This window comes from Exiguobacterium sp. s6, assembly GCF_018618155.1.
Lineage (GTDB): Bacteria > Bacillota > Bacilli > Exiguobacteriales > Exiguobacteriaceae > Exiguobacterium > Exiguobacterium mexicanum_A.
Genome location: NZ_JACSLN010000001.1, coordinates 842840 through 858206 on the forward strand (window position 1 = coordinate 842840; position 15367 = coordinate 858206).

General features: G+C 52.4%; 17 protein-coding genes. 11 read left to right on the forward strand and 6 right to left on the reverse strand.

Going from position 1 to position 15367, the window contains the following annotated elements; all coding sequences use genetic code 11:
- Positions 1–64 precede the first annotated feature (64 nt).
- Positions 65–1762, forward strand: coding sequence for a putative polysaccharide biosynthesis protein (locus KNP75_RS04360; RefSeq protein WP_214763271.1), 1698 nt, complete (start codon positions 65–67; stop codon positions 1760–1762).
- On the forward strand, positions 1762–2472 hold the full coding sequence (locus tag KNP75_RS04365) for a pseudouridine synthase (protein ID WP_215189937.1): 711 nt from the start codon (positions 1762–1764) through the stop codon (positions 2470–2472). Before KNP75_RS04360 ends, KNP75_RS04365 begins: the two co-directional genes overlap by 1 nt.
- An 81-nt stretch (positions 2473–2553) precedes the next feature.
- On the opposite strand, the gene KNP75_RS04370 is transcribed toward KNP75_RS04365, so the two are convergent.
- Positions 2554–2775 (reverse strand): DeoR family transcriptional regulator, encoded by a 222-nt coding sequence (locus KNP75_RS04370; protein WP_081637897.1) that lies wholly within the window; start codon positions 2773–2775, stop codon positions 2554–2556.
- Between the two features lie 306 nt (positions 2776–3081).
- On the opposite strand from KNP75_RS04370, the gene pepV reads away from it, so the two are divergent.
- The 6 genes from pepV to KNP75_RS04400 are packed head-to-tail and all read left to right on the forward strand — an operon-like array spanning position 3082 to position 10100.
- Positions 3082–4467 (forward strand): dipeptidase PepV, encoded by a 1386-nt coding sequence (gene pepV, locus KNP75_RS04375; RefSeq protein WP_215189938.1) that lies wholly within the window; start codon positions 3082–3084, stop codon positions 4465–4467.
- A 59-nt stretch (positions 4468–4526) separates the two neighbouring features.
- Positions 4527–5678 carry an MFS transporter gene (locus KNP75_RS04380; RefSeq protein WP_215189939.1) on the forward strand — a complete coding sequence of 384 codons (1152 nt, stop codon included), beginning with the start codon at positions 4527–4529 and terminating at the stop codon, positions 5676–5678.
- A gap of 5 nt (positions 5679–5683) precedes the next feature.
- On the forward strand, positions 5684–6259 hold the full coding sequence (gene thpR, locus KNP75_RS04385; protein WP_215189940.1) for an RNA 2',3'-cyclic phosphodiesterase: 576 nt from the start codon (positions 5684–5686) through the stop codon (positions 6257–6259).
- Positions 6229–7068 (forward strand): NERD domain-containing protein, encoded by an 840-nt coding sequence (locus KNP75_RS04390; RefSeq protein WP_034778292.1) that lies wholly within the window; start codon positions 6229–6231, stop codon positions 7066–7068. Before thpR ends, KNP75_RS04390 begins: the two co-directional genes overlap by 31 nt.
- Before the next feature lie 21 nt (positions 7069–7089).
- The gene (gene pulA / locus KNP75_RS04395; RefSeq protein ID WP_215189941.1) at positions 7090–9255 is read left to right on the forward strand and encodes a type I pullulanase; all 2166 of its coding nucleotides are present in this window, start codon (positions 7090–7092) and stop codon (positions 9253–9255) included.
- 50 nt (positions 9256–9305) lie between these two features.
- Complete coding sequence (locus KNP75_RS04400; protein ID WP_034779996.1) at positions 9306–10100, forward strand: phosphotransferase family protein; 795 nt, start codon at positions 9306–9308, stop codon at positions 10098–10100.
- A gap of 45 nt (positions 10101–10145) precedes the next feature.
- Here the strand turns inward: KNP75_RS04400 and cydS are convergent, their stop codons facing one another.
- Positions 10146–10256 (reverse strand): cytochrome bd oxidase small subunit CydS family protein, encoded by a 111-nt coding sequence (gene cydS / locus KNP75_RS15900; RefSeq protein ID WP_021065570.1) that lies wholly within the window; start codon positions 10254–10256, stop codon positions 10146–10148.
- A 135-nt stretch (positions 10257–10391) separates the two neighbouring features.
- Here cydS and trmB point away from each other — a divergent pair, with 135 nt between their 5' ends.
- Positions 10392–11039, forward strand: coding sequence for a tRNA (guanosine(46)-N7)-methyltransferase TrmB (trmB, locus tag KNP75_RS04405; protein ID WP_215189942.1), 648 nt, complete (start codon positions 10392–10394; stop codon positions 11037–11039).
- A 105-nt stretch (positions 11040–11144) separates the two neighbouring features.
- The gene (locus KNP75_RS04410; RefSeq protein WP_235420207.1) at positions 11145–11654 is read left to right on the forward strand and encodes a hypothetical protein; all 510 of its coding nucleotides are present in this window, start codon (positions 11145–11147) and stop codon (positions 11652–11654) included.
- Positions 11655–11678: 24 nt separating this feature from the next.
- Here the strand turns inward: KNP75_RS04410 and dhaM are convergent, their stop codons facing one another.
- The 4 genes from dhaM to KNP75_RS04430 form a co-directional block, all read right to left on the reverse strand.
- Positions 11679–12047, reverse strand: coding sequence for a dihydroxyacetone kinase phosphoryl donor subunit DhaM (gene dhaM, locus KNP75_RS04415; protein WP_285800834.1), 369 nt, complete (start codon positions 12045–12047; stop codon positions 11679–11681).
- Positions 12040–12630, reverse strand: a complete 591-nt coding sequence (gene dhaL / locus KNP75_RS04420) for a dihydroxyacetone kinase subunit DhaL (protein WP_034778286.1) — start codon at positions 12628–12630, stop codon at positions 12040–12042. The genes dhaM and dhaL overlap by 8 nt, the downstream gene beginning before the upstream one ends.
- Before the next feature lie 24 nt (positions 12631–12654).
- On the reverse strand, positions 12655–13632 hold the full coding sequence (gene dhaK, locus KNP75_RS04425) for a dihydroxyacetone kinase subunit DhaK (RefSeq protein WP_215189943.1): 978 nt from the start codon (positions 13630–13632) through the stop codon (positions 12655–12657).
- 104 nt (positions 13633–13736) lie between these two features.
- Positions 13737–14039 (reverse strand): PepSY domain-containing protein, encoded by a 303-nt coding sequence (locus tag KNP75_RS04430; protein WP_021065576.1) that lies wholly within the window; start codon positions 14037–14039, stop codon positions 13737–13739.
- A 136-nt stretch (positions 14040–14175) separates the two neighbouring features.
- On the opposite strand from KNP75_RS04430, the gene KNP75_RS04435 reads away from it, so the two are divergent.
- Positions 14176–15249 carry a M42 family metallopeptidase gene (locus KNP75_RS04435; protein ID WP_034778279.1) on the forward strand — a complete coding sequence of 358 codons (1074 nt, stop codon included), beginning with the start codon at positions 14176–14178 and terminating at the stop codon, positions 15247–15249.
- Positions 15250–15367 lie beyond the last annotated feature (118 nt).

The window sequence follows — 15367 nt, forward strand, 5'->3', positions numbered from 1 at the left end:
ATGAGAAACGGTTGTTTTGTAAAACTAGGTACATTAGTTGTGAAAGAATAGATGGAGGTATCTCATGTCATCAAGCGTCAAACAAGATTCAGGACGGGAGTCCTTCGTCAAAGGCACGCTGCTCTTATCAGCCGGAAATTTGATCTCGCGTGCGCTCGGACTGCTCTATACGTTTCCCTTCCAAGCGATGGTCGGGATTGCCGGCGTCACGCTCTATCAGGCGGCCTACACCTATTATGCGCTCATGATCGCCATTTCGACGGCGGGGATTCCTGTCGCCGTCTCAAAATTTATCGCCAAGTATAACGCGCTCGGTGAATATGGCACGAGTCAGCGCTTGTTCCGTCAAGGGATGAAGCTGATGCTCGTGACCGGAGTCGTCGCTTTTTTATTACTGTTTTTCTCAGCACCGTGGTTATCAGAACTCATGGTCCGCAACTCGGAGAACAATCAGCAATATATCGACTCGTTGACGCTCGTCACGCGTAGCGTCAGTTTCGCACTCCTGCTCATCCCAGCGATGAGCATGGTGCGCGGCTATTTCCAAGGACATCAGGACATGGCCCCGACGGCCATCTCGCAAGTCATCGAACAGATTGTCCGCATCATGTTCCTGCTCAGCGGAACGATGCTCGTCTTGTTCGTCTTCTCGGACTCGGCACTCATTCGTCCGCTCGCCGACTCGCTCGGTGGGACCGCTGCCGTGGCGACGACCGAGTTGAACGGGTTGAAAGTACTCGCCGTGACGATCGCGACGTTCAGCGCCTTTATCGGGGCAATCGGAAGTATCGTCGTGCTCGCCATGTATTGGCGCAAACGGAAAGACATCCATCGTCAGACGGATAATCCGGCCGGTACGCCGGTCCGTTCGATGAAATCGCTCTTGCTCGAGTTGCTCAGTTACTCGATCCCGATCGTCATGGTCGGCTTGTCGACGCCGCTCTATCAGTTCGTCGACCAGTTGACGATGGTCAACACGTTGCTCAACTCGGGCAAGTCAGTCGCTGAAGCGACGTCCGCGTTTGGATTCTTGACCGGGAACGCCCATAAGATCGTCTTGATTCCGGTATCGATCGCGGCAAGTGTGTCGATGGCGACGATTCCGCTCGTCACGAAATCGTTCACGCACGGCGACATGAATAAAGTCCGTAATCAAGTGAACCACATCTTCCAAGTGTCGTTCTTTGTCACCATCCCGGCCGTCATCGGGTTGGTCGCCCTCTCCGAGCCGTTGTTCGGGACACTGTTCCCGGGTGACCGGGAAGGGTGGGTCTACTTGCTCCACTATGCGCCGAGTGCGTTCTTCCTGGCCTATTACTCGGTGGCAGCGGCCATCCTGCAAGGGATCAATCGTCAGTACTTCACCATCTTCGCGACGGCGATGGGACTATTGACGAAAGCTGCACTCAACGTACCGTTCGTCTATGCGCTCGGCGGCATCGGCGCCGGTTACGCGACGATCGCCGGCTATATTGTCGCGATCATCCTCATGGTGTGGAAAATTCAACGGACGCTCCAGTTCCCGTATAAGCAATTGTTGCGTCGGACGATGCTCATGTTTGCCATGGGTGGGGCGATGTTTATCGCGGTATACGGCTCGTTGTTCGTCACGCTCCGAGATGAGCCGAGCTGGGGGAACGATATATTGGCTACGGTCGTCGGTTTCGGAATCGGCCTCGTCGTATACGGCTATCTCGGTTGGAGAAGTCACTTGGCCGGAAAACTACTAGGGAAACGATTCCAATATCGGAGGAAAGCATAATGCGAATTGATAAATTATTGGCGAACATGGGATATGGTTCGCGTAAAGACGTCAAGATTTTATTGAAACAAGGGGCCGTCCGGATCGATGACCAGCCCGTCAAAGATGCGAAACGACAAATCAACTTAGAGGCGGAACGTGTGACCGTGCACGGGGAAGTCGTCGAGTACAAACCGTTCGTCTATTTGATGATGAACAAGCCTGCTGGTGTCATCAGTGCGACCGAGGACAAAGTCGAGTCGACGGTCGTCGATTTAATCGACCCGGCCTATGCCCATTACGATTTGTTCCCGGTCGGACGCCTCGACAAAGATACGACCGGCCTGTTGCTATTGACGAACGATGGGGCGTTCAATCACGCGCTCATGTCGCCTCGTAAACACGTCGACAAAGTATATATCGCCGAAGTCGATGGGGAGATGACGGCAGATGATGTCCGTCGCTTCGCCGAAGGCGTCGAACTCGAGGACGGCTACACGACGAAACCGGCACGACTTGAACTGCTCAGCAAGTCCGGGCGCCGCTCGACGATTCGCTTGACGCTCTCGGAAGGGAAGTATCATCAAGTGAAACGGATGGTCGCCGCGGTCGGAAAACATGTGGAGCGGCTCGAGCGCGTCCAAATCGGTGGCCTCGAACTCGATCCAACGCTTGAACCTGGTGCATACCGTGAGTTGACAGAACCCGAAGTCGACTTGTTCCTCATATGATTCGGAAGTACGTGTCAATCGGCACGTACTTTTTTGTGCAAAAAAAGGGACCCGCGTGCGGAATCCCTTGTAACTTGTTATTCAATTTGCCGTCTTGAGCGAACGTTTTGATGACGTCCACGTGCCCCGACTCGGACTTTCAACCAGATTGTTGTATTCAAGAACGTTCAAATCACGTTGTACGGTGCGTGACGTGATCCCAAACTCCTCTACTAGTTCTGAAGTGGTGACGCATTCCCTTTCGTTAATGAACAAATAAATGGACTTGATGCGGGTTAGCATACGATCTGTTGAACCTTTCATTGGATGACCTCCCAATGCGTAGAATGATGAAAGACAAAACCTACGGACGACAAATGAAATATGAAATTGTTATTTTCTAAAATTACACCTTTAGTATACCGCTCTCAAATAGAATTGCAAGTGAAAAGAACGAACAATCGAAATGTAAAGAACATGTTATGAACGTAAATATCGAATGAACATCGTGTAAATGGATAATAAAACTTCTAAAAGACGAACGAAAAAATATTTTCGAAATGAATGTTCGTCTTTCTAACATTTGGATATACTAATAAGGGAGAGAACATTCGCAAAGGGGAGATTGAGATGAATTGGAGACAAGAAGTCGACGCACGAACAGACGCGTTTTTAGAAGATTTAAAAGGGTTGTTACAAATCCCGAGCGTCCTCGATGAAGACAAGTCCGGACCGAACGAGCCGTTTGGCCCTGAAGTCCGTCGCGCCCTCGATTATATGTTTGCGTTAGGAGAGCGTGACGGATTCGTGACGAAAGATGTCGGCGGTTACGCTGGCCATTTGGAGTACGGGTCAGGCGAAGAAATCGTTGGGATCCTCTGCCACTTAGACGTGGTGCCGGCCGGAGACGGATGGACGTATGGGGCGTTCAATCCGACGGTCGCGGACGGGAAACTGTACGCCCGCGGCAGCAATGACGATAAGGGTCCGACGATGGCTGCTTATTACGGGTTGCGCATCGTGAAAGAACTCGGGTTGCCGCTATCGAAACGTGTCCGCCTCATCGCCGGTTGTGACGAGGAGAGCGAATGGCGCTGTGTCCGTGAATATTTTAAGCAGGAAGCGATGCCGACATACGGTTTCGCACCGGATGCCGATTTCCCGATTATCAACGCGGAAAAAGGTTTGTATGACGGTGTCTTGAAGCAACTCCCAATTCAGCGCGTACCCGGCTCGAAACATCACTTGGTCTCGTTCGTGAGCGGAGAACGTCCGAACATGGTCCCGGATTTCGCGACCGCGGTACTTGAGACAGAAGATGTGCTCGAAGAAAAATTTGAGGCCTACCTTGCGAAATATGAGGCTGACGGGACGTGCACATGGGACGCGGGGACGTATACGTTCACGATGAAAGGTGTCGCCGCCCATGCGATGGAGCCGGATAATGGTGTGAACGCGGCCTACGTACTTGCCGGGTTCCTACTGACGCTTCCACTCGATATTCAAGGGGAGCGCTACATCGAGTTCATCCGCCACGTCTTTGCTGATTCACGCGGGATTTCGCTCGGCATCGAAGCGACCGACGAGACCGGTGACTTGACGATTAACGGTGGCGTGTTCCGCTATCAAGGCGAAGAGCGGACGGCGACGGTCAATATCCGTTATCCGTATACCGCGAAGTTTGAAGAACGGTTGCAAAACTTGAAAGAGATCGCCTTGTCGTTCGGGTTCGAACTGTCGACGCGTCACCATATGCCGCCGCACCACGTGGCCGAGGACCATCCGCTCGTGAAAACGTTGGCGGATGTGTATGAGCGTCAAACCGGCGAATCGGCACACTTGATGGCCATCGGCGGAGGAACGTATGCCCGTTCGCTCGAGGCTGGTGTGGCTTTCGGCGCATTGTTCCCAGGAGCGAAAGATGTCGCACACCAAGTCGATGAATACATGGAAATTGAAGATTTACTTCGCGCCGCCGCCATCTATGCGGAAGCGATTTATGAGCTCGCTAAATAATAATCCGTGAGAGCTGACTGATTCGGTCGGCTCTCTGTCTGTTAGGAAGGAAGTTTACAGTGAATCAACAAAAACTATCGTTTCAATCAATGTATGTCGCTATCTTTTTCGCGCAAGGGGCCCTCATTCCTTACATGGCACTTTTCTTCTCGCAGGCACGCTTTGATTTGTCTCCAGGTCAGGTCGGAACGATTGTCGCCATCATGCCGATCCTCTCGATTGGTGTCCAGCCGTTATGGGGCATGCTGGCCGATCGGACGGGCCGTGTCCGGGCGTGGCTCGGTATCGCCATGATCGGGGCGGCCGCCCTTTCCATCACGTTCTTGTTCACGACCGATTACGTTTGGATCGTGCTCTTGATGGTCGCCTGGTCGGTGTTCCAATGCGCGCACATCCCGCTTATCGATATGATGACACTCGATTATACGGCCCGTGTCAAAATTGATTATGGAGCCATCCGTCTATTCGGGTCGGCCGGTTTCGCCATCGCCGTTTTCATGATGGGACGAATCGCGGATACGACGTGGGGGCTTGCGAGCACTTTTTTGCTCAGCGCCATCGTACTCGTGGCCGGCAGCATCGTGTTAAGGACGATTGCCGAACCGGTGGCAACGCGCGCGACGACGGTCGCCCCGTTCGCTTGGTCGGCCGTCTGGAACGCCCCGTTCATCGCCTTTTTGATTGGGGGCATGCTCGTCTTCGGTCCAATCTATGCGAACAACTATTACTTCGGGATATACGTGACGAGTATCGGCGGCTCGACGACGCTCGTCGGGACGTTGTTTTTAGTGGCCGTGCTTTGTGAGATCCCGTTCATGAAAGTGGCGTATCAAATCGTCGAACGTCTTGGGACGGTCAACGTACTTGCGGGAGCGGCGTTAGTTTCAGCGCTCCGCAACGGTTGGCTCGCACTCGAACCAGAACTGTGGGTCGTCTGGCTGCTCGCCATCGTCCAAGGGCTCGTCGTCGGCCTGCTCATTCCGGTCGCGCTTCAGTTTGTGCGAAGCCTTGTCAGCCGAAACGTCACCTCGACGGCGATTGGCGTCTATATGGCAGTTACTTCAGGTTTGGCGACGGCCGCGTTCAATCAGTTGAGCGGAATCATCATTGAAGTGAACAGCATTATCGGTGTATTTTGGATGTACACAGTCGTCAGTGTGATTGGCGCGATTTTATTCCTAGGGTTGAGACGGTTTCGTGAGAAAGGATGATTCCGATGTCGACACATTACTTTATAGCGCTACCGATGGAGGAGGCGGAGTTCGAACGCGTTCAACGGGCCATCTTGCCGTTTTATTCGTATCGCCGGACGTATCGGCCGGAAGAATTCCATTTGACGCTTCAGTTTCTTGGCGCATTGGACGATGATGAAGTCGAGGCGGTCAAAGAGATCACGCGTGACGTGACGGAAGTGACGGCTCCGTTTTCACTGATGTTCCAACAAATTGATCACTTCGGGAGACCAGATCGTCCTCGAGTATTGACGATCGTCCCGGATTCGTCTGCGAAATTGACGGCGCTCACCGGGACGCTCCGGCGCAAGCTGTCTGAAGAGATCGCGTCACTCGACCGGAAACCGTTCGTCCCGCACGTCACGCTCGCCAAAAAGTGGGACACCGGAACGATCATTCCACACATCCCCCCGACGTTCAAGATCGAAGAGTCGATTGAAGCCGTCATCCTTTATCGAATCAATCCGAACCACACCCCTGCCTATGAGGCAGTTGAAGTATTTCCGTTACAGCGGTCAGAGGAGGACACATGGCGATCCCGATTAAAATTTTTGACGTGACATCTAAATATGAACGAAATATGCTCGATCAGTTCAATCGTTTCCAAGAATACGTCGAGTCCGATGTCGCCCGTATGCGCCGCCTGCATGAGTCCAATCGGTTGAATCCACCCGAGATCATGGAGTTCGAGAACCCGTGGTGGAAATTTTGGCGTCGAACGGAACGTATCGAGCTCGAACCGACCCCGCTCTCGGAGACGCAGTTTCAGGCGCTCCTCGCGAACCGTCGCCACATCCAGAAGTTGCAGTTCGCGTGTGAAGGGGCGACCGAAGCAGACATGCCGTTCTTGCCGTTCCTTCGTGAATACGGTTATCGCAAGATGGTGACCGAATGGAACGACCAACACTTCTTCATGTATCGTCCAGTTGTCGAATGGAACGGGGCAACTGTCGAATTGAGCCATCTTATCATTGGACCGTCACATCTGTATTTGGTCGAATGGCTTGACGGCGATCGGAGCATCTATCACATCTCAAAGCAGAAGACATGGATTCATCAACCGCTCAAAGGGGAAAATAAACGTGTAGTCAATCCGCTCATTGCATTGACGCGCACTGAAGAAATCATTCGACAGTTTCTTCCGTCCTATGACGGGGTCATCCAAAAAGTCACGGTGGCCCCAGAAGGCTATTTCGATCACGTGCCCGAGACACGGTCGACTCAGTTCATTTCACGCTCTGATTATGAGTCGTGGCTGAAACAAGTGAACACGAGGGCACCGATCGTCAAAGCCCAACAAATTCGAGATGTGGCGAAACTACTAGATGCGACAGCCCAGATGCCGTTTCGACAATTTTTGGACCAGTAGGTTGGAGAGGATGGAACGCGTATGCATCACACACCAGAGCAACAAACGACGTCACATGTGACGATTGAACGGGCATCTTTGCTCTCGTTCGAGACGATTCGACTGGAAGTCATCGCCGAATATGAATCCGTTCCAGTACAGATTGAACAGAACGGTCGACCGGTCGACTATGTGGTGCTCAATGAATGGACGACAGAGGCCGGTACGATTGAGCGAGATATCCGATTGGCGCGACCGGTCACGCTTGAAGCGGTCTATACTGTATTTCACCCCGGACATAAAACGATTGTCGTCGTGCCACGTGAAATCGTGCATACGGACGAGTTCGAACGCCGTTATGCCTATGACGGACCGCTCGGCCTCACTTTTTCCGAACACTCGATCGAGGCATACGTTTGGTCTCCCGTCGCGTTCTCGATTTGGCTCGTCATCCACGACTCGACGACACATCGTGAAATCGAGCGGTTTCGTATGTCTAAAGAGAGCCGTGGTGTCTGGCATGCCGACGTGCCTCGGTTTTATGAAGGTCACTATTATCGACTGTACGTCAAGACGCCAGTCGAAACGAACGCGGTCGTCGATCCTTACGCGAAAGCCGTCAGCCTGAATGGCGAATTTGGCGTATTGATCGATGTCGAGGCGCATGTCGCCGCCCATGTCACGTCGACGGAACGGCCGCCGCTTCGGAAAGCGACCGATGCGGTCATCTATGAACTGAACATCCGGGACTTCACGAGTCATCCGTCCTCGATGAGTCAGATGCAAGGTTTGTATGGCAGCATCGTCGAGACCGGAGTGAGAACGAGCGGCGAGAACAGTGCCGGCTTCGATTATTTGAAAGAACTCGGGGTCACCCATCTGCAACTGTTGCCTGTCCATGACTTCGGCAGCGTCGATGAGGCGACCCGGATGCCATACAATTGGGGATACGACCCGATTCATTGGTTCGGGTTAGAGGGGAGTTACGCCTCAGACCCAGCCGAGCCGTTATCGAGAATTCTAGAATATGCTCATATGGTCGAGGAACTGCATCGTCACGGGATGCGGGTCGTCGTCGATGTCGTCATGAACCATGTCTTTATCCGTGAACAATCCTCGCTCGAAGCGCTCGTCCCTTACTACTATTTCCGTTATGAACATGACGGGACGGTCGCGAACGGGACTGGGGTTGGGAATGACACGGCCTCGGAACGGTACATGATGCGGCGGATGATTGTCGATTGTGTGACTTTCTTTGCCGAGGCGTATCACGTTGACGGCTTCCGGTTCGACTTGATGGGGATCCATGATGTCGAGACGATGAATCAAGTCCGGGCTTCGCTTGATAAGATTGATCGTTCAATCTTGATTTACGGGGAAGGATGGGATTTGGCGACACCGCTCAGCCCATCGTTGAAAGCCTCGTCCCATAACGCCGCCTTTATGCCTCGAATCGGGCACTTCAATGACATGATGCGGGACGCGTTAAAGGGGTCGACGTTCAATGACCGCGAACGCGGTTTCGTCTCTGGTAACGAATGGCGGGAATGGGAGCTTCGAGAGTGCATCACGGGAGCGGTTCAAATCCCGAACGTCACCGTCGGACGATTCCCGAGCCCGCAATATACAATCAATTACGTCGAGGCGCATGACAATTACACGACCTACGATAAATTGCTCTTATCGTGTGAGGATATGGACGAGGCGGTGCGATTACGGATGCAACGATTCGCCACGGCCATCGTCATCACGTCGCAAGGCGTCCCGTTCCTCCATGCAGGCCAGGAGTTCGGTCGGACGAAACAAGGGGTCGAAAATAGTTACAACGCACCGGACCGAATCAATCACTTCGATTGGGATTTGCGGGACGAGCGTCAGAGTGAGGTCGAATTTGTGAAGACGCTGCTGAAATTGCGGCGCCGTCATACGTGTTTCCGTTACGATAGTCGGCAGAAAGTCGTGGAGCAATTCAAGTTCCTTCCGTCGCCTCCAGGCGTGATCGCCTATGAGTTGACGGCGAGCCATTCCTACGATGCGTGGCAACGCGTCCGTGTCTATTTGAACGGAACGTTCGGTGACGTGACGTTTCATGCCGACGGAGACTGGAACGTTTATGTGCAAGGGGAAACGGCGAGCCTCGTCCCGATTGCACGAAATCCGCGTGAGATTCAAGTCGAGTCGTTGTCAATGACGATTATCGCGTGTTAATATGGTGATTGTATCTTTGTAATTCTTAATGAGATTTGAGCGTGATGAATATGTATTCAGATATAATCGGTGCGCTCGGTGAAGAGTGGACGGTGGCTTCCGCAGGTGGGATTACAGGCGAAGCGTACGTAGCGACGACGCGCCAACAAAAAATCTTTGTCAAACGGAACTCGTCCCCGTTTTTAGCCATTCTTTCCGCCGAAGGCATCGTCCCCAAATTGCTGTGGACGAAGCGGATGTTCAACGGCGACGTCCTCAGTGCCCAACAGTTCATCGAAGGTCGTGAGCTATCGCCAACCGATATGAAACGGTCTGATGTGGCGGCACAGCTTGGGAAGATTCATCATTCGAAAGAGCTATTATTCATGCTGCAGCAATTGAATCATACACCGGTCACGTCGACGCTATTGCTTCGGCAATGTGCCGCCTATGAGCAAGACGAGGCGGATGTGACGATTGATGAAGCGGTCCGTTGGCTCACTATGCATCAACCGATCGATGACGAACGTGAACTTGTCGTCTGCCATTCGGACCTTAACCATAATAACTGGATCGAGGACGAGACGGGTCTGTTGTATTTGACCGACTGGGATGACGCCATCATCGCCGACCGTGCCTTTGACTTGGCGATGGTCGTTTACAGTTATGTCGATGAGGCGGAGTGGGAGACGTGGTTTAGCCATTACGGCATTCGTTACACGTCAGAGCTCCATTACCGGATGCACTGGTATGCGATTGCCCAGACGGTTCTCACGTTGTATGGGGAACAGAACGGCATCGCCCGGGCAGAAGGATTGACCGTGCTCCGTGAACTGCTCGATGAGGCAGATGAACGGACACAATGAAAAAAGGGATGGATCACGAGTGTGAGCCATCCCTTTCCATATGCATTAGACATCATCAGGTTTCATGAAATACGCCCAAACGAACGTGGCGATGACGGCGCCGAAAAACGTCAGCGGGGCCGCGTAAAAGATTAAAAATTGATCCAACGTGCTCATCGATATAACCTCCTTGTGAAGGATGATTCATGTTCATTAAACAATGATTTCGTGTATAATCGCAAGGGGACTGCTCGCACGAAGCGGCTAGTCAGCATAAACTTGAACATTTCTTGAACGAAAGGTTGGAAAAACATGCGTTTACGTCACAAACCTTGGGCCAAAGAATATATGGAAGCTCAAGAACACGTCTTTATCACTCATCCTGAAACGTTAAAAGGGAACTGGAAAGCAGAATTTAAGAACGACAATCCGCTCTTCATCGAGGTCGGTTCGGGGAAAGGGCAATTCATTTTAGGGATGGCCCAACAGTTCCCGGACGTCGACTTCATCGCCATCGAGTTATTCGAGAGCGTCGCCGTATCGATCGTGCAAAAGCTCGTCGAGACACCGATGCCAAACGTCCGCGTGTTGACTGTTGATGCCAAGCAACTCGTCGACTACTTCGAAGCCGGTGAAGTCGATCGCGTCTATTTGAACTTCTCCGATCCATGGCCGAAGACACGCCATGCGAAACGTCGTTTGACGTATAAAACGTTCCTCGCCACGTACGAGGCTGTGTTGCCACGCGGAGGCGAGATTCATTTCAAGACGGATAACCGGGGGTTATTCGAATATTCGCTCGAAAGCATGAGCCAATACGGCATGTACTTCACAGATATTTCACTTGATTTACATGTGAACGAACCGGCGGATAACGTGCGCACCGAGTACGAAGAGCGCTTCAGCGCCATGGGACAACCGATTTATCGGATGGAGGCAGCTTTCCGTCCGAAAATTTGACACGCTTTTTTCTTATTTTAATAGCATTTTCTTCACACTTTTTTCTTTCTTCTTGGTACAATAGGAATGACGCTAAACTGGAATTAGAGAAGGGGGAACATGGGGATGTTGAAAAAAGCATGGGCAAGCCTGCTTGCACTAATCTTCATTCTAACAATCGCACCACTTAATACCTCGGCAAACGAGGCGTTCTTGGACGCCCTTGAAGAGGATCTGAAAGCCACGCATTATGACTACAAAGAAGGAACGGCTGAAATCGTAAAAGAAGAGACGCTCCGTCATTCGAATGGCAATGAAGTCATCGCGGCGGTCGTTGAAATTGATACGATCCGTGACGGCATCTTCATCACACGTAAGACCGAGTTCCATTACTATGATGCGACGGACAACAAAATCCTCGCAACAGCTGACCTCGCAGAAGTCGAAGGCGCGACTGAATTTGCGGATGCGAACATCGACATGCTCGGACAACAAATTGTCTATTGGTTGCCTGTGTTGATTTTGCTACTCTTAATCGCGATCCCGGTAGTCATCTTGTTCGTGGTTGTTCCACGTTTCTACTCGACGACCGAGTTCATGAACCCGATTTATGAGAAAAACGATAACCCACGTTAAAAAAAGAGCCGCGAGGCTCTTTTTTTATGCCATTTTCAATTGTTCGACGATTTGAGCGACATCCATGCCGTTACCGGATGAGACGGAAGCGACGAAGGCACCCTCGACGATCGGACCGTCATAGAACTGAATCGTTTTATCGCCTTCATACATATCGACAGCGAGTTCTGCGTTCATCGTGGCCGAACCGATATCGGATAAGATGAGCGCTTCTTTGTCGACGGCCTCGATTGCCTCGAGGATACGGGTCACATCTGTCCCGATGCTGCCGTCCTCAAGCCCGCTCGCTAAATGGATCGGAACGGCGGGGGCCATCTCTTTCATCAAGTCTTGAATCCCTTCAGCGATTTTAGCGCTATGGGATACGATGATGAGCTCTACGATGTCACTCAACCTCCTTCATAATCGCTTTCAACACGATGGAACTCGAGAGTGCGCCAGGGTCGACCGTACCGCGTGAGTTTTCACCGAAATAAGATGCCCGTCCTTTCGTGGCGATCATATCTTCGGTCTCACCGACGAGGCGGTCGAGTTTGGCATCAAAATCGTCACCCTCGCTCAAGTCAGACAAGAACGGTTCCCACACATCGACCATTGTCTTCTGGCCAACTTCTGACTTCCCGCGCGCCTTGATCGCTGTCGACGCCTCAAGAAGCGCTTCTTTAACGAGCGTGAAATCGGCTTCGGTCACGTCACCAAACTTAGGTGCAGCCTTGACGAATGCCGACCCGTATAGTGGACCGGCTGCGCCGCCGACTTTCGACATGAGCGTCATCCCGACTTTCTTGCTCAAGTCGCCAAGGCTGGCATAGTCGTCATCGAGTACGGCGACGACCGCTTCAAAGCCGCGCGACATATTGATGCCGTGGTCTCCGTCGCCGATGGCGCGGTCGAGGTCGGTCAGTGTATCCTTGTTCGCCTCAATCTCGGATTGGGCGTGTCGTAATGCTTGCTTGAACCCATCAATCGTCAACATTGCATAAACACCTCATTCATTGGATTAGAGTTTGAAACCGAGTGCTGCCGACGGTGCATCGAGATAACCCGTCATTTCTTCGTCGAGCGGCAAGAGCGTGATCGAGAACCCGTGCATCTCGAGGGATGTCATATAGTTGCCGACGTATTTCCGTTTCAACGTGTAGCCGGCATCTTCTAATTTTTTCGCGACGAAATGATACGTCACGTACAATTCAGACAAGGGCGTACCGCCCATACCGTTGACCATAACGGCAACTTCGCCAGGACTCACTTCTTTTTTCAAGTGGCCGAGCAGGTCATCCACGATGGCATCGACGTTCGTCGTCGGCTTCCGTTCGACGCCGCGCTCCCCGTGAATGCCGATGCCGATTTCCATCTCTTCTTCATTCAAATCAAAACCTGGCTTGCCGCTCACCGGCATGTAACAAGGTTCGACAGCCATACCCATCGAGCGAACGTTTGCCGCGACTTTCTCTGCAAGCGCTTTCACTTCGGCGAGTGATTTCCCGCTCGCTGCAGCCGCACCGGCGATCTTATGCACGAACACGGTCCCGGCAACACCGCGACGATCTTCCTTGTTCGAGATGGCGACATCGTCTGCGACGACGACGTGGTCGACTTTAATTCCTTCGGCGTCCGCAAGTTCGGCGGCGAGCTCGAAGTTCATGACGTCACCGGCATAGTTTTTGACGACGAGTAATACCCCGTTTCCTCCATCGGCCGCTTTGATGCCTTCGAGCACCATGTCCGGGGTCGGGGACGTGAACACTTCACCGCATACAGCGGCATCGAGCATCCCGTCACCTACATAACCGGCGTGGGCCGGTTCATGACCGCTGCCTCCACCCGAGACGAGTCCGACTTTTCCGGACTTGGCCCCGTCAGCACGACAGATGACGTTGAATCCTTCCACACGACCGTACAGTTCAGGATGGGCATGGACCATTCCTTCGACCATTTGTGACACGAGCTCGTTTGCTTCACCGATCAGTTTCTTCACGTGGGATCACTCCTTTTTGAGTTTGAAAAGTACCATATTCAATTTTCCACTCTTTCGCCCAGATTAAACAAAAAAAGTCGGCGAATGTCATCGCCGACCCCACATCATGCATATTCAAGTAAAGCGCCAGTCTCTGAATCGACTGTAAATTGGTACGTCTTCTCTTCGTCGTTCTCGAGAACCGAGATGCCGCCTTTAAAGACGTCATACTCACGTCCGTCATACGTGTAAATCTCAGGTGATGCCGAGATCCATGCGCCTTGAACGTGACCTTTGGCTGAGAATGCCCGTTTTGTGTACTCGAGCGCGTCCTCGGCCGATAAGCTTCGTTCATCTAACACTTTTTTCGTCATAAGTGCGGCCGCGATGGCAACCCCGATCCCAACTAACCAATACCTTTTCTTCATATGACTACCTCCCCTTGAACTATGGCTATCATGTACATCGTACCAAAACCTGTACCCCATTGGAACGAAAACCATTCGCATCTGCCGAAAAGTTCTGTATATAATGAAACAAGAACGGTTGAAGGGATGGATGGAAATGGAACAAAAAACGAGAGACTTATTCAAGACGTTGACAGAACTTCCGGGCGCACCTGGATTCGAATCAGAGGTTCGTCAGTTTGTTCGTGACCGAATCACACCGCATGTCGATGAAGTCATGACGGATGGCATCGGCTCAATCTTTGGGAAACGGGTCGGGGACGAGGCGGGACCACGCATCATGGTCGCTGGACATATGGACGAAGTCGCGTTCATGGTCACCCGGATCACAGAAAACGGGATGCTATACATACAGCCGCTCGGTGGATGGTGGAGCCAAGTGCTCATGGCGCAACGATTTGATATCGTGACGAACGATGGATTGATTCCGGGCGTCGTCGCATCGACACCTCCGCACCTGCTCGGACCGGACGCAATGAGTAAACCGATGGACATGAAACAGATGTTTATCGACATTGGCGCCGATACGAAAGAAGAAGCCGAGTCATGGGGTGTCCGTCCGGGTCTTCCGGCTGTGCCGACAAGCGACTTCACGCCGCTCAAACATCCGAAAAAGATTATGGCCAAAGCATGGGATAACCGTTATGGGGTTGGTCTGGCGGTCGAGTTGCTCGAAGAGACGACAAAAGCCGATCATCCGAACATCTTGTTCTCGGGTGCGACTGTCCAAGAAGAAGTCGGACTCCGTGGAGCGCAAACGGCAGCCGAAATGATTCGTCCGGACGTCGCGCTCGTTCTCGACGCGTCACCGGCTAACGATGCGTCTGGCAATAAGACGGAGTTCGGCCAACTCGGGGAAGGGGCGCTCATCCGAATCCTTGACCGGGTCATGGTCATGTCTCCAGAGATGCGTGACTTCCTACTCGACACGGCGTCTGATGAAAACATCAAAACGCAGTACTTCGTCTCGCCAGGTGGAACGGACGCAGGCCGCATCCATATGAGCGGGGAAGGGGTCCCGACGGCCGTGATCGGTGTCGCGGCGCGTTACATCCATACACACGCCTCGATTCTGCATACGGACGACTATGATGCGGCGAAAGCGCTACTCAAGGCGCTCGTCAAACGACTCGATCGTTCGACGATGGAGACGCTTCGAGCTTCACGCTAAAGGTAGGGAGAACGTCACTCGTGTAGTGGCGTTTTTTATATTGAAATTTCCCGAGAAACGCTTATACTGATAAAAGTGTGAAGACAGAAACTTTACGACTGACAAGACAGGAAAGAGG